The sequence below is a fragment of the Paenibacillus sp. J31R34 genome, assembly GCF_059383715.1.
Genome location: NZ_JBXENU010000010.1, coordinates 299,723 through 319,255 on the forward strand (window position 1 = coordinate 299,723; position 19,533 = coordinate 319,255).

General features: G+C 48.9%; 24 protein-coding genes. 22 read left to right on the forward strand and 2 right to left on the reverse strand.

Translation table 11 applies throughout. From position 1 onward, the window contains the following. The first annotated feature begins 58 nt into the window (after window positions 1-58). Genes AC50YG_RS25605 through AC50YG_RS25615 form a run of 3 tightly spaced genes read left to right on the forward strand, consistent with a single transcriptional unit; the run spans window position 59 to window position 2,228 of the window. A complete protein-coding gene (locus AC50YG_RS25605) occupies window positions 59-538 on the forward strand; it encodes a GreA/GreB family elongation factor (protein ID WP_494830920.1) in 480 nt (159 codons plus the stop codon). Further along, window positions 528-1,022 carry a cation:proton antiporter regulatory subunit gene (locus AC50YG_RS25610; RefSeq protein WP_494830922.1) on the forward strand — a complete coding sequence of 165 codons (495 nt, stop codon included), beginning with the start codon at window positions 528-530 and terminating at the stop codon, window positions 1,020-1,022. Before AC50YG_RS25605 ends, AC50YG_RS25610 begins: the two co-directional genes overlap by 11 nt. A gap of 3 nt (window positions 1,023-1,025) precedes the next feature. Next, a complete protein-coding gene (locus tag AC50YG_RS25615; protein ID WP_341279290.1) occupies window positions 1,026-2,228 on the forward strand; it encodes a cation:proton antiporter in 1,203 nt (400 codons plus the stop codon). A gap of 131 nt (window positions 2,229-2,359) precedes the next feature. Here AC50YG_RS25615 and AC50YG_RS25620 read toward each other — a convergent pair whose 3' ends face one another. Then, window positions 2,360-3,028: a PspA/IM30 family protein gene (locus AC50YG_RS25620; protein ID WP_494830924.1), complete on the reverse strand. Its 669-nt coding sequence runs from the start codon at window positions 3,026-3,028 to the stop codon at window positions 2,360-2,362. 26 nt (window positions 3,029-3,054) lie between these two features. Further along, window positions 3,055-3,270, reverse strand: a complete 216-nt coding sequence (locus tag AC50YG_RS25625; RefSeq protein WP_046233828.1) for a PspC domain-containing protein — start codon at window positions 3,268-3,270, stop codon at window positions 3,055-3,057. Window positions 3,271-3,508: 238 nt separating this feature from the next. On the opposite strand from AC50YG_RS25625, the gene AC50YG_RS25630 reads away from it, so the two are divergent. The 19 genes from AC50YG_RS25630 (at window position 3,509) to gatA (ending at window position 19,283) form a co-directional block, all read left to right on the forward strand. Next, window positions 3,509-4,762, forward strand: coding sequence for a LolA family protein (locus AC50YG_RS25630; RefSeq protein ID WP_494830927.1), 1,254 nt, complete (start codon window positions 3,509-3,511; stop codon window positions 4,760-4,762). A gap of 144 nt (window positions 4,763-4,906) precedes the next feature. Continuing rightward, complete coding sequence (gene alr / locus AC50YG_RS25635) at window positions 4,907-6,100, forward strand: alanine racemase (RefSeq protein WP_494830982.1); 1,194 nt, start codon at window positions 4,907-4,909, stop codon at window positions 6,098-6,100. A gap of 231 nt (window positions 6,101-6,331) precedes the next feature. Next, entirely contained in the window at window positions 6,332-6,613 is a 282-nt protein-coding gene (locus AC50YG_RS25640; RefSeq protein ID WP_046233825.1) for a CopG family ribbon-helix-helix protein, read from the forward strand. Window positions 6,614-6,616: 3 nt separating this feature from the next. Beyond that, complete coding sequence (locus AC50YG_RS25645) at window positions 6,617-6,967, forward strand: type II toxin-antitoxin system PemK/MazF family toxin (protein ID WP_046233824.1); 351 nt, start codon at window positions 6,617-6,619, stop codon at window positions 6,965-6,967. Window positions 6,968-7,277: 310 nt separating this feature from the next. After that, window positions 7,278-8,003 (forward strand): CpaB family protein, encoded by a 726-nt coding sequence (locus tag AC50YG_RS25650; protein ID WP_494830930.1) that lies wholly within the window; start codon window positions 7,278-7,280, stop codon window positions 8,001-8,003. Continuing rightward, the gene (locus AC50YG_RS25655; protein WP_494830932.1) at window positions 8,003-8,848 is read left to right on the forward strand and encodes a CpaE/TadZ family protein; all 846 of its coding nucleotides are present in this window, start codon (window positions 8,003-8,005) and stop codon (window positions 8,846-8,848) included. Before AC50YG_RS25650 ends, AC50YG_RS25655 begins: the two co-directional genes overlap by 1 nt. Beyond that, window positions 8,845-10,224 carry an ATPase, T2SS/T4P/T4SS family gene (locus AC50YG_RS25660; protein ID WP_494830934.1) on the forward strand — a complete coding sequence of 460 codons (1,380 nt, stop codon included), beginning with the start codon at window positions 8,845-8,847 and terminating at the stop codon, window positions 10,222-10,224. The genes AC50YG_RS25655 and AC50YG_RS25660 overlap by 4 nt, the downstream gene beginning before the upstream one ends. Then, the gene (locus AC50YG_RS25665; RefSeq protein ID WP_494830936.1) at window positions 10,217-11,152 is read left to right on the forward strand and encodes a type II secretion system F family protein; all 936 of its coding nucleotides are present in this window, start codon (window positions 10,217-10,219) and stop codon (window positions 11,150-11,152) included. The genes AC50YG_RS25660 and AC50YG_RS25665 overlap by 8 nt, the downstream gene beginning before the upstream one ends. A 48-nt stretch (window positions 11,153-11,200) precedes the next feature. Next, complete coding sequence (locus AC50YG_RS25670) at window positions 11,201-12,091, forward strand: hypothetical protein (protein WP_494830938.1); 891 nt, start codon at window positions 11,201-11,203, stop codon at window positions 12,089-12,091. Between the two features lie 40 nt (window positions 12,092-12,131). Next, entirely contained in the window at window positions 12,132-12,281 is a 150-nt protein-coding gene (locus AC50YG_RS25675) for a hypothetical protein (protein WP_200931697.1), read from the forward strand. Beyond that, a complete protein-coding gene (locus AC50YG_RS25680) occupies window positions 12,253-12,468 on the forward strand; it encodes a hypothetical protein (protein WP_494830940.1) in 216 nt (71 codons plus the stop codon). The genes AC50YG_RS25675 and AC50YG_RS25680 overlap by 29 nt, the downstream gene beginning before the upstream one ends. Then, window positions 12,465-12,890, forward strand: coding sequence for a hypothetical protein (locus AC50YG_RS25685; RefSeq protein WP_494830942.1), 426 nt, complete (start codon window positions 12,465-12,467; stop codon window positions 12,888-12,890). The genes AC50YG_RS25680 and AC50YG_RS25685 overlap by 4 nt, the downstream gene beginning before the upstream one ends. A gap of 22 nt (window positions 12,891-12,912) precedes the next feature. Then, on the forward strand, window positions 12,913-13,401 hold the full coding sequence (locus AC50YG_RS25690; RefSeq protein ID WP_473758839.1) for a hypothetical protein: 489 nt from the start codon (window positions 12,913-12,915) through the stop codon (window positions 13,399-13,401). A gap of 124 nt (window positions 13,402-13,525) precedes the next feature. Beyond that, on the forward strand, window positions 13,526-14,755 hold the full coding sequence (locus tag AC50YG_RS25695) for a M24 family metallopeptidase (RefSeq protein WP_494830944.1): 1,230 nt from the start codon (window positions 13,526-13,528) through the stop codon (window positions 14,753-14,755). Window positions 14,756-14,766: 11 nt separating this feature from the next. After that, window positions 14,767-15,246 carry a PH domain-containing protein gene (locus tag AC50YG_RS25700; RefSeq protein WP_473758836.1) on the forward strand — a complete coding sequence of 160 codons (480 nt, stop codon included), beginning with the start codon at window positions 14,767-14,769 and terminating at the stop codon, window positions 15,244-15,246. Then, a complete protein-coding gene (locus AC50YG_RS25705; protein WP_494830946.1) occupies window positions 15,239-16,804 on the forward strand; it encodes a PH domain-containing protein in 1,566 nt (521 codons plus the stop codon). Before AC50YG_RS25700 ends, AC50YG_RS25705 begins: the two co-directional genes overlap by 8 nt. 117 nt (window positions 16,805-16,921) lie before the next feature. Then, the gene (locus AC50YG_RS25710) at window positions 16,922-17,302 is read left to right on the forward strand and encodes an ATPase (protein ID WP_341279276.1); all 381 of its coding nucleotides are present in this window, start codon (window positions 16,922-16,924) and stop codon (window positions 17,300-17,302) included. Window positions 17,303-17,470: 168 nt separating this feature from the next. Next, window positions 17,471-17,758 (forward strand): Asp-tRNA(Asn)/Glu-tRNA(Gln) amidotransferase subunit GatC, encoded by a 288-nt coding sequence (gatC, locus tag AC50YG_RS25715; RefSeq protein ID WP_341279275.1) that lies wholly within the window; start codon window positions 17,471-17,473, stop codon window positions 17,756-17,758. A 67-nt stretch (window positions 17,759-17,825) separates the two neighbouring features. Continuing rightward, window positions 17,826-19,283, forward strand: a complete 1,458-nt coding sequence (gene gatA, locus AC50YG_RS25720) for an Asp-tRNA(Asn)/Glu-tRNA(Gln) amidotransferase subunit GatA (protein ID WP_494830949.1) — start codon at window positions 17,826-17,828, stop codon at window positions 19,281-19,283. The last annotated feature ends 250 nt before the right edge of the window (window positions 19,284-19,533 follow it).

A 19,533-nucleotide genomic window follows, 5' to 3' on the forward strand; every position in this document is an offset into this window, starting at 1 on the left:
AAAGCGGTTTTTTGTTTGTGTGAAATCAGTAATGTGCGCATAGGGAGTGAGGTCTACTATGAACCATAGTATCGGAATGTCCTATGCACAAGAACAGTTGATGGCGCAGCTTGCCGTGTTAGGTGTCGAGAAGAAACGTTTCCTCGACGCCCATTTTGTTATGCAAGGGAAAGAGCGTATGGAGATGGACCAATTTCTATTCTTGTATACGGAGGTCGTGCAAGAGCTTCTCTCGGAAACGGACGTACTAATGGAAGAAAAGCTTCAATCCATGGTGCTTATTGGCAGCCATATTACGATTGAATATCCTGAATTTGATACGAAGGATTCTTTTACCATTGTGATGCCTGAGCAGGCAAATCCAGACGAAAACCTGATTTCGTTTCTATCCCCTGTTGGCAGGCAATTGCTGCTCGCACGTCTTGGTGAGCTGATCTCTGTAACGACGCCAGCTGGCGCAATGCGTGTCAGTGTCACCTCCATTACGGATGCAGAAAACACATCTTCCCGGGGAGGAGGAGCTATAAGTGGATCTTAGAGAATCTGAACTGCCGGGTATTGGCCAAAAATACAGCCTGCGCACCCGCGGTGGGGAGCAGCTGGTTATTGTCGTTCATAATGATGAAAGACGGGATATGTTTCACATGGATGCTGATGAGCCTGATGAGATGCGGTCAATGGTTTCGCTTGACGACGAGGAAGCCAGAGTCGTATCGGCTATCCTTGCAGGCATCACCTATAAGCCGAAATTTCTCGAAAACCAGGAAATAGCGTTAGATAGCTTAGTTATCGAATGGATTCGGCTGGAGCCATTATCCAAATGTGTGGGCAAACGGATTGGCGAGATGGATATCCGCAAAACGACCGGTGCGACCATACTAGCGGTAGTCGAGAAGGATAAGACCAAGCATATTAATCCCGGCGCGGAATACGTGTTTACGCCAGGGGTAACCTTAGTCGTGGCAGGTGAACGCATTCAACTGAACCAATTAAAAAAACTTTTGCTGAATGGGATGCTTTAGCCCATGGAGACGCTCATATTTGAAGTCGGGATGGCACTGGCGCTCATTACGCTGACAGGCTTGCTTTCAGCGAAGCTTCGCTTCTCGGTTATTCCTTTTTATATATTAATTGGAATGGCTGTTGGACCGCATGCGCCGCATTTTTGGATTATTGATTTGCGGTTTATTGAGAGCTCCTCCTTTATCGAATTCATGGGACGTTTAGGCATTTTATTTTTGCTGTTTTATTTAGGGCTGGAGTTTTCAGTGAAGCGGCTGTTGAAATCAGGAAAAGCGATAATCGTAGGCGGCTCCTTCTACGTAGCGCTGAATTTTCTATCAGGACTGCTGCTTGGCTGGATTGGGGACTTACCCATCAAAGAAACGCTAGTCGTATGCGGTATTATGACTAGCTCATCAACTGCAATTGTGGCAAAGGTATTAGTTGATTTAAAGAGAACCGCTAACCCGGAAACGGAAATCATTATGGGCATGATCATGTTTGATGATTTGTTCATTGCGGTGCATATTTCGATTTTGACGGGACTCATCTTGAGCGGCGCCTCTTCATTCTGGAGCGTATTGCTGATCTCTTTGACCGCCCTGGCATTCATCGTTGTATTTTTATTTATTGGCAGGAAAATTATTAAATATATTGATTTTGCGCTTAATATTAAATCGTCAGAGCTGTTTCTACTGATGATTATGACGCTGCTGTTTCTTGTCGCAGGCTTCTCGGAAACGCTGCATGTGGCAGAGGCAATCGGAGCGCTGATGATCGGGCTTGTACTGGGCGAATCTAGGCATGTAAAGCGGATCGAGCAGCAGATTTTGCCCTTTCGCGATTTTTTCGGGGCGCTGTTTTTCTTTAGCTTCGGATTAACGATTGAGCCTGCCTCCTTGGGCGGTGCGGTAGGGATGACGCTGATAGCGGTCGTTTTGACGCTGATTGGAAATTTTGCAGCAGGCATGCTGGCGGGCCGTATTTCAGGCATCACGCCAAAGGCGTCGCTTAATGTAGGCTTTACGCTCGTTTCCCGAGGCGAGTTCTCCATCATTATGGCGAACATCGGCAAAGCGGGCGGCTTGATGGCCTCCATTCAATCATTTGCTGTACTGTACGTCCTAATTCTAGCTGTGCTAGGGCCTTTGCTTACGAAGGAGTCCAAATGGATTTACCGAAGCTTTGAGCAGCTGTGGAAGAGACTAAGGCGTTCAAGAGGATAACGGACATTGCCCGTAAAAAAGAACAGGAGCCACTCAGAAAGCAGTATGACTGCTAAAGGAGTGGCTCCTGTTTATATTTCACCCTCGAAACGGTAGCTTTGCCGCCAGAGGACGGCGAGAGCCGTTTATGCTTAGCTGACAGATTTTTTCTGCAATAACCGCTGCAGCTCTTCCTCTACTCTTGCGCTTTGCTGCTCGTTTTGCTGGGTATTAACTGCCGTGCCACGACCCGCACCATAGGGGTCCTTAGACAACTCCTGCTGTGCTTCCCGTTCCATCAGCTTCTGCTCGATGCGGTCAAAACCTCGGGATGCGAAGCTTCCCTGCAACGAATCTCCTGATGAATAGCCAGTGGCCCCGTCTGTTTTCTTCAGGCGCAGAATGAGTTCATTGCGTTTTTCCTGCAGCCGGATTTTTTCTTCCTTAAGCGATTCGAGACGAAGACCGAGCTCAAACGCGCTCTGCTTGGCTAGCTGAGCCAGCTTTGAGGTTTCTTCGCGCTGATCGGCGTAAGCTAGTTTAGCTTCAAGTGCAGCACGGGCCTCTTCCTCGCGTTCACCTGCTACCGCTTGCTCTGCTTTGCTTTCATAGTAGTCGGCTTGTTGCTGCAGCTCAGTGAGCGTAGCTTCTAAAACACGCTCTTGCGCTTGCTGATGCAAGCTCTCCCGTTCAGTGTTTGCGATGTCCTCGTCCAGATCCCGCAAATATTGGTTAAGCATGGTCACGGGGTTTTCCATTTTATCTAACATCTCATTGGCCGCTGCCTTCGTCATACTAAATACACGCTGTAAAATTCCCATTCTATCATCTCTCCTCAAAATTAGTTTTAGTAGTGATCAGCAAATCTGAAATCGCCTTGCGGAGCTTTTGGAACAATCAATACTGCAATGAAATACGCAAGTATGACAGCACCTAAGCTGAAAAGTGAGGCAACAACAACAAGCAATCTTATAATAGTAGGATCAATGCCAAGCCATTGTCCTAAACCTCCGCACAGACCAGTCAGCTTACTGTCCGTAGTTGAGCGAAATAATTTTTTCATATCGTTCATCCTTTCCCGTGTTCGTCTATGTCCTTATTGTAAGGTGCTCCGCGAGATTACGTAACGGACCACAGTCCGTTCAGCATACTAGCCTTTAGACGGGCATCAACGCGACAAATGGCGGGGAAGCTTTGTTTCGTTTTCACAGCCAGCTTGTCAAACTAGTCCGCATAAATGTCCAAGTTATCTCATACACATGAATCAGATGGCAAAACATTGTGAAGAGGGGATGATTTTAATGCGTCGCATGACATGGGCCGCGGCAATGATATTATGTTTTTCACTCGTATTGGCTGCCTGCGGGACGAAGGATGCCGAGTCCGTGGTGAAGGATCTGGACAAGGTAGTACATGGGCTTGAAAGCTATCAAGGAAGCGGGACAATGACACTGCATACGGGACAACAGCCGCTTACCTACAAGGTTGAAGTATCTTATCAGAAGCCGCAATATTATCGCATTAAGCTAACTAATGAAGAAAAAGACATTACCCAAATTGTACTGCGCAATGACGATGGCGTTTTCGTCCTGACGCCACGCCTCAATAAAGTGTTCCGTTTCCAAAGCGATTGGCCGCAAAATCAAGGCCAGGTTTATTTGTACCAGACGCTTGTGCAGAGCATTCTGCTTGATAACTCGCGCCAATTTGCTTCTGAAGAAAGTGCCTACGTCTTCGACGTCATGGCAAATTACAATAATGGATCATTGGCGCGGCAAAAGATATGGCTCGACAAGTCAAGCTACAAGCCAGTCCATGTCGAGGTCAGCGATGCCAATGCTGCGCTTATGGTCGAGGTGCAGTTTAATACCTTTGAATTTGGCTCAAAATTCGATAAAAGTGTATTCGAGACAGAAGCCAACATGAAGTCGACCCCATCGAGCGGCGGCACAGGCGACCAAGCGACTTCTGCTATGCCTGAGGATAATGCCAATAACAATGGCACAAACAATAATCAAGCTGCTGGTTCAGACAATAACGCAGGCGGGCAGAACGATGTGGACAGCAGCACAGACATTTCCGGTAATGCAAATACAGAAGCCAATTCGGAGCAAAACACCGGCAGTGATCAAAATGCGAGTACAGATCAAAATACAGATGGCAGCTCGAATGCGGGTGAGGAAGCCAATGAGACAAGTGCGCTGCCGAATGATGGCGTGTTCCTGACGATGGCTCCGACTTATTTGCCGGATGGCGTCGTTTGGAAAGACAGCAGTGATGTGGAGTTCGCTGGGAATCCTGGACAGCTGACTCGTTATACAGGCGTTTACGACTTCTCGCTCATTCAGACTCAGCCGCATGATCAAGCAGCTTCGCTCGTACCGGGCACCTTGGTGGATCTTGGCTTTACGTGGGGCGAGCTCACCTCAGGAGCCGAGCAGCAAACGCTCAGTTGGACTTATGAAGGCGATCAATTCAGGCTGACAAGCGCCGCGCTGCCAGAAACCGAAATGATCAAAATTGCCCAATCCGTGCAATCTGGTGTCGATAAATAGGAATCTCCCTGAATTTCCAAGACGTGCTAATCAAATCCGGCGGTCATTTCATTGACAGTCCTGACGGCAACGTATAACATTATTACTATTGATGTTTACTGGCCCTAATGTATGGGGCTGCCGGATAAGGAGAAGGTGAACGACTTGGAGGGGTATTATCGCCCAACACGGGTAGAAATTTCTTTGGATGCGCTGCGCCGCAATTTAAGCGTGTTTCGAGCGCATATGGGCGAGGGCGTACGCCTGATGGCTTCTGTGAAAGCCAATGCTTATGGCCATGGAGCGGTGGAAATTGCACGGGAAGCTGCAAGCAGCGGAGTCGATTATTTAGGGGTCGCTTTTCTAGATGAGGCATTGGAGCTGAGACGGGCAGGCATTTCCATCCCTATATTGGTACTCGGCTATGTTGCGGCGGATGCGCTGTGGCTTGCAAGAAAGCATGACATAACGATAGCCTTGTTTCGTGAGGATGTTTTGGAGGCAGCGTCCAAGCTGCCAGCTCCGGATGAGGATCATTTTAACCATAAGCTAAAGGTTCATATTAAAGTGGATTCCGGCATGGGACGGCTTGGGCTCATTGGAGCGGATGCGGCTATCCCTTTTATCGAAAAGGCGCTATCCGTTCCCCAGCTTGAAGTCGAAGGTTTATTTACCCACTACTCTCGTGCGGATGAGCATGACAAAAGCTATACGATTTTGCAGCATGAGCGCTTTCAGGAAATTGTTCGTTATGTGGAGCAGCACGAGCTGCCGATTCCGATCATTCATGCGGCGAACAGCGCTGCAGGCATGGATACGCCGCAGCTTGCGGGCAATATGCTGCGGCTTGGCATCAGTATGTATGGCCTTTACCCGTCGGATGAGGTGCGCCACGATGAACTGAAGTTGGAGCCCGTATTGTCGCTCAAGACGGAGATCGTTATGGTGAAAAATACACCTTCAGGCTGGGGCATCAGCTATGGCGCACGTTATGTGACAGAGGGCGAGGAGCGGATTGGCACGCTCCCGATTGGCTATGCCGACGGCTTTAGCCGGATGCTCACAGGCAAAGCGCAAGCGCTCGTCCGTGGCGTAAAGGTTCCTGTCCGCGGTACGATTTGCATGGATCAGTGCATGGTTGCGCTTGATGCAGCGGCGACGGAAGCTGGAGAAGCCGTAGAGCAAGGTGAAGAGGTCGTACTCATTGGCGAGCAGGGCAATGCGCGGATTTCTGTAGAAGAGGTTGCAAAGCACTTGGGCACGATTAATTATGAGGTCACCTGCATGCTGGCCGCTCGTGTACCGCGTGTCTATATGAAGGACGGAAAGGCGCTATCCGTCGTAAATCCTTTAATTTGACAGCATAAGCGTGCGGGAAAAATTTCAAATGCCATTTTTACGCAAAAAAAGAGGGATTTCACCATTTGTCTCGAATTAATGCTAGGTCGGGTTTAAAGACGCTAAAGTACGTCATGTTCGTACAGCATATTTGATATATCGCTGACATAGATATGTTGAAGTATAGAGGGACCTTATTATTGCAATAATGTGTATTAAAGGTTGTGGAAAAGTTTTGGAGGTGCTTGTTCGGTGGCCAATGTGCAGAACACCAAGAGGATCATGATTAGCTTGCCGGATCATTTACTGGAGGAGGTTGACGGTATCGTAGCTAAGGAGAACTCTAACCGCAGTGAATTTATTAGGCAGGCTATGAAGCTGTACCTTGTGGAAAGAAAGAAACGGCAAATCCGCGAGTCCATGCAGCGTGGGTATCTGGAGATGGCTAAAATCAACTTGAACATGGCCTCGGAAGCTTTTCAAGCGGAGGTAGAGGCTGATCACACGCTCGGCCGTCTTGTAAGCGGGGTGTAGAGCTTGATCGTAAAACGTGGAGACGTGTTCTTTGCTGATCTGTCACCTGTCGTCGGATCGGAGCAGGGAGGAGTGCGGCCTGTTCTTGTCATTCAGAATGATATCGGCAACCGGTTTAGTCCGACCGTCATTGTGGCGGCCATTACCGCGCAGATTCAGAAGGCGAAGCTCCCTACACATGTAGAAATGAACGCGGCTGCACATGGCTTTGACCGGGATTCCGTCGTTCTGCTTGAGCAGATTCGAACGATCGACAAACAGCGGCTAACCGACAAAATTACGCATTTGGACGATGAAACGATGCGTAAAGTTGATGACGCGCTGCTGATTAGTGTGGGCCTGATTGATTTTTAAACAATGGCGTCTTATAGAAAGGACGCCGTCAGGCCTTTCTTCTTAACGGGCTAAATCCTGTATAAATGCGCTTTTTTATAGCATCGTTGATGCTGTAGGAGAGCGCATTTGTGCATGAGCGGCGTGTGAAAATTTATTTTTTAAAAATAGATGGACAAGAAATGTTTCCTTTGCTATTATGTGGTTAATCAAGGAACAATCCAATTGTATATGAGCAATACTTAGCGAAGAACGCTAGTAGTTAAGCCTTTTACAGGCTGCTGCTGCGTTCTTTTTTTGTTGTCTGCTAATGGCTCGGAAGGGAGAAGGGATGAACAGAAAAAGGAATATTTGGATAAGTGTGCTGGCTGCGCTCCTCTCGGGTGCGCTTGTATACGGCCTGTTTCAGATTCAGCAGCTGCAATTGCAGCGTCAAGAGATGGTTGCCGTCGTCGTACCCAAGCGCTTTATTGATGCTGGGGTGACTTTAATGGCAGGGGATCTCGCCTATCGGTATGTGCCGAAAGCGGCTTATGACAATGGAATGCTGCTGGAGGTTGCGACTGCTGTTGGAATGGAGACGATTGTGCCGCTAGGCACGCAGGAACCGATTCTCGATTGGAAAATCGATCGTTTTCACCTGCTGCCGGGCAGCGGCGAATCGACCTTTCAAATTCCGCGGGATTATGTACGTTCCATTTCTAACGGCATTCGTGCCGGGGATAAGGTCGTGCTTTATTTATCCGGTGAAGGAGAAGACTCCGGTCGCTTGTTCGATCTGGCTGTTACAGTAGCGTCAGTCAAATCTTCAGGAAATGTTGAAATCGATAATATGGAAGATCCGAATCTGCTCTCCTTAGCGGATGGGGATAAGGAAAAGATGTACGCCTCGCGACGTGAGGCCAATGGCATGATTGATTATATCAACCTCAATCTGACCGAGAGGCAGTGGCTCGAAATCGATGGCTATTGCAAGGATGGGAGCCATAAGCTTGTCATAGCTTTCAGCCCGGAATCGCTCAATGTTGTGGATGAGACTAAGGAGGAACAGCCTTGATGGAGCAGCGAATACCCCTCATTGCCTTTGTTGGAACGACGCCTAATATTGGGACTACGACAGCTGCTTTTGCCGCAGCGTACCGAATGGCCGAAGCCAGCGGCCTTCGTGTCGGGTATTTATGTCTGCATCTTAAGAGCGCGAAGCTCCATCGCTACCTTGGCATCAAGGAGCCGCAAAGCACACTCGACAAGCTGCGGCCTGAGCTGCAATCCGGCTCGCTGACACCAGGAAGATTGAAGAGTGCTATGCATAAGGTTGAAGGAAGAGGGAATTTACGAGTGCTGTTCGGCAATGTCGTGCGTGATCAGGCCGAATTTTTCACGCCCGAGGAGGCTGAGCACTTAATCCATATTGCAGAGCAAACCTTTGAGGTGCTTTTTATGGATGTTAGCGCTTATTGGGATAATGCAGCTACCGTTTGTGCATTACGGCTGGCGAGCACGCGAATTGTGGTTACGACGGCTGCGCTTTCCCATTTTCAGGAGGATGGGAAACGATGGATAACACAAATTTCCCCGTTATTCGGCTTAACAGCTGACCAATACAATACTGTTATTATACAGCCCCCATGGGGCAGAGGAGGGTATCGAATGAAAGATATTTGCAAGGAAATGGGCACGGTGAAGCTGGGTGAAATGCAAATGACGAAGGATACGTTAATACATTTGGACAGCGGAAAGCTTGGCCAATGGCTGGGGGAAGATCAAGTGGGCAGAGCGGCAATGAAAAAACCATCGCAGCAGCTAATGGAGAGATATGGCATTCGAACGGTGGCACCTGCTTTTAAGCTGCAGCCTTGGTACCGCAAGCTGCTCTCGCATCGTAATGAGGCCCGCTCTTGAGGGCGGGGAATGGCCGATTCTCTCCTTTCGATTATTCAGCCCAGTTGAGAGTGGGGGTGACTGGAAGCAAGGAGGGGGAAGCCGGAGAACCGGAGCTGCCTGCTGCGTCACATGAAGCGGATTTTGACAGACTCGCTGATGAGATGAAAGCTTTTTTGGCGGCGCCGCGCGGACTGAATGATGAGGAGCGCAGACAGTACAATGAGACATTGAACCGGGCTGTGCTTGGCTTTATGCCAGAACGGGAACAGATTTATGCGGTCATTAATGATCGGCTGCGGCGATTGCGCATTCATAATCAAGATGGTTATCATCATCCCTACCAAACACTTGCTGAGGCCCTATTCGCTGAGGTTATTGGGCTGAATGTATTGGAGCTGGTTTTGCAGCATAAGGATGGGCTGGAGGAAGTGCAGGTCGTAGGCACGCAAATTTATGAGGTCCGCAGTGGCGAGGCCGTTATGTCTCAGCATCAATTTGCAAGTGTTCGCGATGTTGAACGCATCCAGAGCAATTTGGTGCTGTATAACAACGATCGGTTCACCCCGCGCAAGCGCTGGGCGGAAGTAATGCTTAGCGACGGCTCGCGCGTCACGATGACAGGATTCGGCTTCACCTCGAAGCCAACGCTGACGATTCGCTTTTTTACTGTAAAAAGCTTCGGTCTGCCTGTACTTTGCGAGCCGGAATACGAAACGATAAGTGGAGCGATGCTTTCAATGCTGCAAGCTGTGCTGCAGGCAAGATTCAACCTCATTATCATTGGACCGACGAATTCCGGAAAAACCCACCTAATGAAGGCGCTAATTGCCAGCCTGCCGGATGAGGAGAGAATCATTACTATTGAAGGGCGCTTCGAAATGATGCTCGGAAGAGATTTTCCAGCAAAAAATATCGTTGAATACGAAACCGACGAGGATGATCCGCAGCACCGCGCCAGCCGGGCATTCAAATTGGCGCTCAGGCAATCTCCGCAGCGCATCGTGCATGCGGAGATCAGGGACAGCGATGCGAACATTTATGTGAGAGCCTGCACAAGAGGACATTCCGGCAGCATGACAACCGTGCATGCAAGTACGCTTGAGGATGTGCCAGAGGCGATCACCGATATGTGCATGCTGGATGGGCGAGGCATGAACCCAGAACGGCTGACAAAACGGATTGCTGAGTATGTAGTGGAGATTGGAATTGAAATGCGCAACATCAAGGGCCGGCGTATCGTATCGCGCCTTGCTGAAATAGGCTGGACTGACAACGAGGTAAAGGTACGCGATTGGGCGGTTTATGATGAAGTGCTGGAGCAGTGGCAATATCCGCAGCGGCCTTCGCAGCGAGCGATGAGGAAGCTGGCGAGGGGAGGTTTGTTTTTTGACTAGGCTGTACGTTTTTGGAGGCGGTGCGCTGCTGTTTTTATTTTTGTTTATTATGCTTGCTGCGCTGCTTGTCATGTGGATGGAAAGGCATGAGCGTTTAGCGAGACTGGCTTATCGGCAGCGAGGGCGGTTCCGCCACCTTCTGGAGCAGCGACTGCAGCGGCTGGACAAGCTTTATCGCCCGCTTGCTGATTTATTGGAGGCACTCCAGATTAAGCTGCAGCCTTTGGCATTTTTATGCTTGTCGGGACTGCTGCTGCTGATTGGGCTGGCGGCTGGCGGATTGTTTTTTCAGACGGTAAAAGGCACCTTGCTGTTCGGGTTTGTACTGGGCTTTATACCGTATACGGTGCTGCGGGCGCTGCTCGTCCAGCGTCAAATGCAGACACAGGTCGAATTTTTGCCCGCCATTGAGCTGTTTTACCAGTGTTATCTAGTAACCGGAGGGATGCAAGTGAGGGCAGCACTGCAGCGAACGGTTGATGAAAGACGGCTGCTCGGCCCGATGAAAGCCGTTTTTGAGCAATTATATCGCAATTTGTCTGTACGTGGTGATGATGAAGCCAGTTTGCGGATTTTTGCTGCATCGCTTGGGCATACGTGGGCGGATTACTTCGCTAATATTTTGCGGGTTGCGCTTGCTGAAGGCGTGCCGATGGCAGATGGCCTCAAGGATTTGCTGACGGACATGCGCAAAGCGCGCCGCGCGAATGAGCAGGAACGTAACCGGCTGTTGGAAATCCGAATAGCCAATTTTACACCGGTATTGTTTCTGGCTTTATTTATTGGCATCAATTTGCATTATAACGAGCAGAATGCCTACTACTATTACGTTCTCGACCCAAAGGGCAGAGATATGCTTTTAAATGCGCTGCTGCTCATTTTTGCCTCCTTCCTAATGGGACTATGGTTATCTCGAAAAAAAATGTAAGCGGCTGTGAACTGCGTATTTGCAAGCTGAAAAGGAGGCGAGGCTGCGATGCATCATTGGGTGGAAGGCGGCGTGCGTACTGGAGCAATTGCGGCCCAGTTTATATTCGGATTTATTGCAGTGGCCGCTATACTTAGGCTGCTGCCGCAAAGGAAGCCGCGCTGGCTGCATCTCACTGGAATCAACTGGCGTTCGAGAAAAATATCAGATAGCTGGCTCAGCAAGCTTAGGCTCTCAAGGGAACAGCAATCATACATTGACCGTGAAATGCTGCTCGCCGGATGCGGGGTGGAGGCAGATGCCAGTTGGTACGCAGCTGCACGCAAATTGCTGCTCATCGTATTGATGATAGGCATTTCCATAGGCGTACCTGTCAGTGCGGGCATGGGTCAAGGCAGCACAATAGCCTATTTTACCTCGGGGCTCGTTTTTTGCTGGATTATGCTGGTGTGGGATTTGCCTTGGCTGCGAATGCTGCGCAAGCTTCGATCAGAACGCATGACGAAGGAGATTTATGTAATAAGCAATCAATTGCTTTATTTGGCCGATTCGTCGCTGCATATTCATACGAAGCTATCGCGCTGCATTCCGTATACGAGTACGCTTCGCGGCGATTTGGAGCGATTGCTGGCGGAATGGTATCACGATGCCGAACAGGCATTACGTCAATTCAAGCTTAGAATGGGAACAGATGACGGCATGAGCTTTGTAGAGACCATTGCTTCGCTTCGCATAGATGACAGCGAGGAATATTATATGCTTTTGCGCGACCGTATTCAGGAGTATAAGGAGAAGCTGGAGCTTGCCAAGGACAGCCGCAAGGAGACAACATCGTATTTGCTCTTTATGCTCGCGGGCGTTCCTATTTTGTATACGTTTCAAGTATTCATTTATCCATGGGTGATGGAGGGACAGAAGCTGTTCGCATCATTGGGCTGAAGACTTGGCAGCCGCCACATAACAAGGAGGTGAATTCATAATGCGCAATATATTAATGACCGTCATGCTGTTAGTTGTCGTTATTTTGCTTTTCAATGGCATTATTGCTAAAGATACAACGGGCACCAGCAGCCAAATCCAGTCGCAAGGAGACGCTGCCAATGAAAAAATCAGCAAGCTGCTGCAGTAATTTGCAAGCCGTTTATAGCGGTAGGAATGGAGGGAAGACGATGCGAAGCCTGCTGGCAGCCATCTTGCTGCTTGTAACGATTGTTATGATTTACTCTGGTATTGCAGAAGGGGATCAGGGAATGAACAAACAGCTCGAACGTTCAGGTGATGCCACTAGCAGCTATATAAGGACTATGAGCCCATGAAGAGCATTTTAGTATTTGTGCTGTTTGCAACGATTTTATGCTGGCTGATGTTCTCGCCTATTTATAAACATGTGCTCATTGTTAGGCAGGCTGTACTGCAGCAGGAGGTCGATTATTTATTGGAAATCGGGGCGAGCGGCAAGCATGGCTACATCAGTCCGGAGATGGTCGAGCAATCGCGGCAGCGGCTGGCGAAGTTTGGAATGAAGCCGGAAGCGCTGAATTTTGAGGTGGCATCCGATAATGGAGAGCAGGCAACCAATTCTACTATGCCGTTGCTGCGCGGGACAGGATTGATTGTTCTGCTTAGCTATCCCTATGAGGGACTGTTTCAATTGGATCGCTTAATCGGAGTGAAGTCACCTGATGAAAATGGCAGGCTTCGCGCTACAGGCATCAAGATGAGCGAATATGTACCTTGATCAGGCGACAGGGAGTTATGCTATGTATAAGCTGACAATAATTGTGCTGATGATGACAATGTGGCTCATGCTTCACGTTATGCAGACGGATGAGGAGATTGCGATGAAGACGCTTTTTCAGGGCAAGCATGCACTAAACCGTGCCGTTCATGCGGCTGCACAGCAGGTCGATAAAGCAGCTTTGGGAGACGGTGTCATCCGCATTGATCCGATAACGGCTGAAGCGGCAGCAAGCCGCTATTTGCAAGGCAACCTGCAGCTTGATTCGGCAGGAAAACCGCTTGGCAGCTCCTTCCTGCATGAGCCGGTTAAAGTTATGGTCTTCGAGGTCATTAACGGTGAGCATACTTTTCCTTATCAATATGTAAATGCAGAGTTCAGTTATGAGGCTACGCTGTACCGCCCGGGAGTTGTGATGATTATAAAACTTGTGAACCCGAGGGTGTTCACAGTGCTTAAGCCAATTGAATGGACAATTAAAGGCGTATCCGAGCTGACTTTTAATTTTTAATACTTTATAGAGGGAGATGTTGATCATAAAAATGCTTGCGGCAGCTGCCTTGCAGTTGACTGCCTTTTGTAAAATTGTTCTAATGAAGGGGAGGGATAAATGATTTTGGGAGTTGAGCAAAGCGATGGATAAGACAACGATAACTAGAGACATACCGGATGACTTGGTTCATGAGCGCATAAGCAAGCTTCAGCTGGAGCTGGGCAAGAAGGCCATTGACGGCATGCTGCTTACGCAAAATATAGATTTGTATTATTACACAGGCTCGATGCAAAATGGCTATGCTTTTGTTCCAGCCGAAGGCATGCCCGTATTTTTTGTCAAACGCAGCCTAGAGCGTGCAAGACTGGAAACGCTAATTGCTGTAGAGCCATTAGGCTCATTCCGCCAATTCGGTCAGACGCTCGCAGAGCGTTTTCCACAGCTGTTTAAGTCAGGAAGTACTGTTACTGTGGCTGCGGATCTTGATGTGCTTCCTGCACAAACCTATTTTAAGCTTAACCAGCTGCTGCAAGCGGCAGGGGCAGGCGAGCTGGTGGACGGTTCAGCCCTTATTAGAGGGCAGCGTATGATAAAGTCTCCTTGGGAAATCAAGCGAATTGAAACTGCAGCACAGGCTGTAGACGAGGCGCTAGGTGAAGCTTTGAATGTATTGAAGGAGGGCATTACCGAACTAGCCTGGATAGCGCGAGTAGAATATGAGCTGCGGCTTCGCGGGCATATTGGCTTGATGCGTATGCGAGGCTACAATCAGGAAGTAGCGACAGGGATGGTCACGTCAGGAGCCGCTGCTGCGGTGCCAACTTATTTTGATGGTCCGGCAGGGGGCCTTGGCTTAGGGGCTACTTCACCGCAAAGCGTTAGCCGCAGAGTCATTGGACGAAATGAGCCTATACTCATTGATGTGGGCTGCTGTATTGACGGCTACATTATCGATCAGACGCGTACTGCGGTTATTGGCGAGCTTTCAGAGCAGCTTGCTCATGCTTACCGAACGTCGGAGGAGATGATGCGCGCAGCGGAAAAAGGGATGATTCCCGGGACGCCATGCTCTGAGCTGTATATCGCTTCTCTTGATCAAGCGGCTGCTGCAGGGTTGTCTGCGCATTATATGGGCTTTGGCCATGATCAGGCCAAGTTTCTCGGACATGGTATTGGTCTTGAAATAGACGAGTGGCCTGTGCTGGCCCGCGGCTTCGATCTGCCGCTAGCTGCTGGAATGGTGCTTGCGGTCGAGCCGAAGTTTACTTTTCCGGGGCAGGGTGTTGTCGGAGTGGAGAACAGCTATGTAATAACTGACGGCACGCCCCGCCAGCTTACATGCACGAAAGAGCAGCTTATTGTGCTGCCATAGGGGGATGAGAGATGAATCGTGCTTTAACACAAAGAGTCGATAGAGATTACGTTAAGGTTAGTCGAATGGGAGCAGCCATTGCAGCGGCTATTGGCTATTTGCTCGTATGCGGTTATGCGGCTTTAGCGATATCGAAAGGGTGGACGCTTATCCCGCTGTGGATCGGGCTCGCTGTCGTTACGGCTTATAGTGTATTAGATATTTGGGTAGTTCCTAGCCTCCGCTACCGTCGCTTTCAATATGAACTGTTTGAGGAGGAGCTTGAGCTGCAATATGGGCTGATTATTATTAAAAATGTACTCGTTCCGATGGTGCGTGTCCAGCATGTCGAACTGGAGAGCGGACCGCTCATGCGGAAGTTCAAGCTGGCTAGCGTAGCGGTTGTAACGGCAGCCACGACCCATCGCATTAAAGGGCTCAAGCTGGAAAAAGCCGAGGAGCTGAAGCGGAAAATCGGGCAGCTGGCGAAAGTGGATGATCAGCATGAGTAATCTGCGAAGACTGCATAAAGTATATGTTGTTTTTACGCTGTTTCAGTTTATTAAAGGACTACTGCCGCTCATAATCATTACAATGCTTAGGAAATCGGGATTGCTCGGACTGGAATGGTACTGGTATGCGGGTGCAACCGCTCTGGTGCTGCTATCCTTGTTATTCGGATGGCTGGAATGGAGAGCATTCACCTATACGGTAGAGGAAGACCGGATCATTTTGCGCAAAGGCGTTTTATTCAAGGATGAGAAGACGATTTATTATGGACGCATTCATTCGGTGAATGTAGATCAGCCCTTTTTGCAGCGATTACTTGGCGTTGCGGAGTTGAAGATTGAAACCCCGGGCGGCGGAAAAACCGCAGATGGCATTTTGCCTGCGCTCGCCGCTGGCGAAGCGGAGCAGCTTCGCCAGCAGCTGCTGTCTCGTCACAATCATGTTATGGAAGAGGGAATAATGCGAAATTCGCAGGAGGAGTTCGAGAAAGCCGACACATTCGACTCTGATGTAGAGCTGCGCGGTGATGCCGCCTCCGTATCCGAACGGCATGTCGATGCTCTTTTTCAAAAAAGTTCGGGCCACCCTTCAGCGGAATCAAGAGATAGCGCTTATTTTCGCTTAACAAGCGGACAATTGTTGATGGCGGCTGCAACATCGCTTAATTTAGGACTGGCGATCGCTTTTATCGCGGGTATTTATTCATTTGCCAATGATTTTTTAGAGAAGTTTACCCCAATCCGGTTTTTTGAGCAATTGTATACGGAATCGCAAAGCCTCGTACCCGGCTACTTCATCATCGTCATTGTAATTGCTGCTATTATTGCATTGGCCGCAGGTTGGGCACTATCGCTAATTTTGTATATTATCAAGTATAGTGGGTTTACTGTTAAGCGGGAGGGTAAGCGCATATCGGTTTCCTATGGGCTGTTGAACAAAAAAGCATATTCGTTTGACCCCGATAGGGTGCAGTCCGTGATCGTTGAAGAAGGGCTTCTTCGCCAATGGATAGGCTACGCTCAAATTAAGCTGCAAGTCGTTTCTTCCGACAAAAATGAGCAGCTCATGCTGCATCCCTTTTTGCCCATAACAGAGATGGAGAAGATGATTGGGCTTTTTGTGCCGCAGATGAAGTGGTCAGCTATCGAGGCTAAGGCACCGAAGCGGGCGTTGTTCTATTATATGAGAATCTGGCTTCTTCTCACGCTTGTGATCTGTGCAACGTTAATCGTCATCTGGCCTCTTAATGGACTATGGTCGCTGCTATTGCTTCCGCTTGTTGCGCTCTGGAGAAGGGCATGTCATCAAACGGCGGGCTTAACGCTTAAGGAGGGTCAACTCATTTTGCGGCGCCGGAATTTTTCCAAGGTCACGTATTTGCTGCGCAGACAACAAATTTTGGCAATGACTCTAAAACGCAGCCGGGCCCAGCAGAGGAAAAATCTTGTATCACTGAGCGTGCAAACAATGGGTACGGTCAATGATTATAGTGTGTCGCTACTGGAATATCGGGACATGGAGCGGGTTTGGAACTGGTATAGCAGGGAGGGACGAAGCTAGCAACAGCGTCGCTCTCGGCTTCCGATTGCATTAGTTTCAATCCCTATTGGACACCGCTACTATTTTTTAGTAGGATAATAGTTATAGGTTAGCGTCCGATAGATAGGAGTGAAGACGATGCTTAGTTTGGGAACTAAGGTAATTATTATATCAGATCATTTTGAGCAAAATCTTCCCGTAGGGGAATATGGTTATATAATTGCTTACGATCGCAATGCTGACAATGTATTTGATTACGTGGTGCGCGTTCCGGCCGCCAATCGCAATTTTTTGCTGCCAGATGAAGATGTGGAGCTGGAGGATGTGTTGCTTCAAGAAGAGGTTGACCGCATCGAACGCGAATCGCTGATCGACTTCGCCCTGGCTACTCATAATGAAGAGCTGTTTAAGCGTATAATGAGAGGCGAAGAGTCTGCTCCAGAAGCGGAGCCAGCTGCTGCTGAAGGCCAAAGCCAGAAGGATTTTATAAGGCAGGTTAATTTGAAAGCGTGGATTTAATAAGCTTCTGCGAGATGACCCTTCCGCCAGGTGCGGGAGGGTCATCTGCTATTAATAGGTATTGCAGAACATAAGCGTTCTAGCCCATGTTTGTGCACTTTGTCAAAATGTGATTCTAGGCTATAATAGAAAGAATGATTGCAGGCTTAAGAAGGGGGAGGAACATTCATGAGCATTACGATTAAAGATGTCGAGCATGTTGCGAATTTGGCTCGCCTTGAGCTGTCTGACGAGGAGAAGGATAAATTCACCGAGCAGCTTAATGCGATTTTAAAATATGCAGAAAAGCTAAACTCGCTTGATACAGAAAACGTCGAGCCGACCAGCCATGTGCTGCCGATTACGAATGTGACGCGCGAGGATATAACGCAGGAATCGCTGCCGATCGAGAAGGTGCTGCTAAACGCGCCTGATGAAGAAGACGGCCAAATTAAAGTGCCTGCTGTATTGGAATAGTCCGCATGATCGAGCGCGATAGCTTTAAAGGCTTGCTGCGCTTTTATATTGAAGGGAGGAACATGTTTTGTCACTGTTTGATTTGCGTCTTCAGGATGTACATAACAAGCTGAGCCAAAAGGAGCTTTCCGTCACCGAACTGGTTGATGAATCCTTTGCTCGTATTAAAGCAACAGAAGCTTCCATTCAAGCGTTCCTTACGCTTAATGAAGAGGGAGCTCGCCAGCATGCAGCCGAACTGGACAAGCAGCTTCAAGCAGGAGTGGAACGCGGCTTGCTGTTTGGTCTTCCGGCTGGAATTAAAGATAATATCGTTACCGAAGGCTTGCGCACAACATGTGCCAGCCAGTTTCTAGATAACTACAATCCAATTTATGATGGAACGGTTGTCAGCAAGCTGAAATCGGCGCAATCCGTCACGATCGGCAAGCTGAACATGGATGAGTTTGCGATGGGCGGCTCGAATGAAAATTCCAGCTATTATCCGACTCGCAATCCGTGGAATACAGAATATGTGCCGGGGGGTTCCAGCGGCGCGTCTGCAGCTTCTGTTGCTGCGGGCCAAGTTTATTTCTCGCTTGGCTCTGATACGGGCGGTTCGATCCGTCAGCCAGCAGCGTATTGCGGCATTGTCGGTCTTAAGCCAACGTATGGCCTTGTTTCCCGTTTTGGGCTTGTTGCTTTCGCTTCATCGCTGGACCAAATCGGTCCTTTGACGAAAAATGTTGAGGATTCCGCATTTGTGCTGCAAGCGATTGCTGGCTATGATGCGAAAGACTCTACTTCTGCGAACGTAAGCATTCCGGACTATTCGTCTGCCTTGACTGGCGATGTCAAAGGCTTGCGCATTGCGGTACCGAAGGAATATTTGGGAGAAGGCGTCGATCCAAAGGTTAAGGAAGCGGTTTTGAATGCACTGAAAGTGTATGAAAGCCTTGGCGCAACATGGGAAGAGGTTTCACTTCCGCATACCGAATATGCTATTGCTGCTTATTATTTGCTTGCTTCTTCTGAAGCTTCATCCAACTTGGCCCGTTTTGATGGCGTTCGTTACGGCGTCCGTGCAGACAATCCAGCGAACCTGATTGATTTGTACCGCAAATCGCGCAGCGAGGGCTTCGGTCCAGAAGTTAAGCGCCGTATTATGCTGGGAACGTATGCGCTTAGCTCCGGCTACTATGACGCGTATTATTTGAAAGCACAAAAAGTGCGCACGCTCATTAAACAAGATTTTGACCAAGTATTTGAAAAATATGATGTCGTCATCGGGCCAACTGCCCCTACAGCAGCGTTCAAGCTTGGCGAACAAGTTGGCGACCCGCTAACGATGTATTTGAACGATATTTGTACGATTCCGGTCAGCCTTGCAGGCGTTCCGGCAATCAGCATTCCTTGCGGCCAAGCGGACGGCTTGCCAATCGGCTTGCAAATTATCGGCAAAGCCTTCGACGAGTCGAAGGTTCTGCGCACGGCCCATGCCTTCGAGCAAAATACCGAATTTCATAAGCTGCGTCCGCAGCTCTAATATATTCAACCTTGTGGGGCTAACCTGCGGATTTTGCCTGTAGGTTGATTGTACAGGCTTAGCCCGATAGGTTGTACCTTATAGGTTTTCTTATTTATGTTGTCTTATGTAGGTTTTACCTTGAGATAAAAGCTAGCTTGCGACGCGATTTTTACTTTTTTGCTGCCATAGAAGCTGGATGAAAAAGGCAAGCGGAGTGGAAAGGTTGAACTGTAGAAGCGTAAGCGTTCGCCTTTGCCCAAGAATTTTA

Coding starts and splice junctions, on each gene's coding strand:
- AC50YG_RS25605 (WP_494830920.1), top strand. CDS start 59: ATGAACCATAGTATCGGAATGTCCTATGCACAAGAACAGTTGATGGCG.
- AC50YG_RS25615 (WP_341279290.1), top strand. CDS start 1,026: ATGGAGACGCTCATATTTGAAGTCGGGATGGCACTGGCGCTCATTACG.
- AC50YG_RS25620 (WP_494830924.1), bottom strand. CDS start 3,028: ATGGGAATTTTACAGCGTGTATTTAGTATGACGAAGGCAGCGGCCAAT.
- AC50YG_RS25625 (WP_046233828.1), bottom strand. CDS start 3,270: ATGAAAAAATTATTTCGCTCAACTACGGACAGTAAGCTGACTGGTCTG.
- AC50YG_RS25630 (WP_494830927.1), top strand. CDS start 3,509: ATGCGTCGCATGACATGGGCCGCGGCAATGATATTATGTTTTTCACTC.
- AC50YG_RS25650 (WP_494830930.1), top strand. CDS start 7,278: ATGAACAGAAAAAGGAATATTTGGATAAGTGTGCTGGCTGCGCTCCTC.
- AC50YG_RS25655 (WP_494830932.1), top strand. CDS start 8,003: ATGGAGCAGCGAATACCCCTCATTGCCTTTGTTGGAACGACGCCTAAT.
- AC50YG_RS25670 (WP_494830938.1), top strand. CDS start 11,201: ATGCATCATTGGGTGGAAGGCGGCGTGCGTACTGGAGCAATTGCGGCC.
- AC50YG_RS25675 (WP_200931697.1), top strand. CDS start 12,132: ATGCGCAATATATTAATGACCGTCATGCTGTTAGTTGTCGTTATTTTG.
- AC50YG_RS25680 (WP_494830940.1), top strand. CDS start 12,253: ATGAAAAAATCAGCAAGCTGCTGCAGTAATTTGCAAGCCGTTTATAGC.
- AC50YG_RS25685 (WP_494830942.1), top strand. CDS start 12,465: ATGAAGAGCATTTTAGTATTTGTGCTGTTTGCAACGATTTTATGCTGG.
- AC50YG_RS25690 (WP_473758839.1), top strand. CDS start 12,913: ATGTATAAGCTGACAATAATTGTGCTGATGATGACAATGTGGCTCATG.
- AC50YG_RS25695 (WP_494830944.1), top strand. CDS start 13,526: ATGGATAAGACAACGATAACTAGAGACATACCGGATGACTTGGTTCAT.
- AC50YG_RS25700 (WP_473758836.1), top strand. CDS start 14,767: ATGAATCGTGCTTTAACACAAAGAGTCGATAGAGATTACGTTAAGGTT.
- AC50YG_RS25705 (WP_494830946.1), top strand. CDS start 15,239: ATGAGTAATCTGCGAAGACTGCATAAAGTATATGTTGTTTTTACGCTG.
- AC50YG_RS25710 (WP_341279276.1), top strand. CDS start 16,922: ATGCTTAGTTTGGGAACTAAGGTAATTATTATATCAGATCATTTTGAG.
- gatC (WP_341279275.1), top strand. CDS start 17,471: ATGAGCATTACGATTAAAGATGTCGAGCATGTTGCGAATTTGGCTCGC.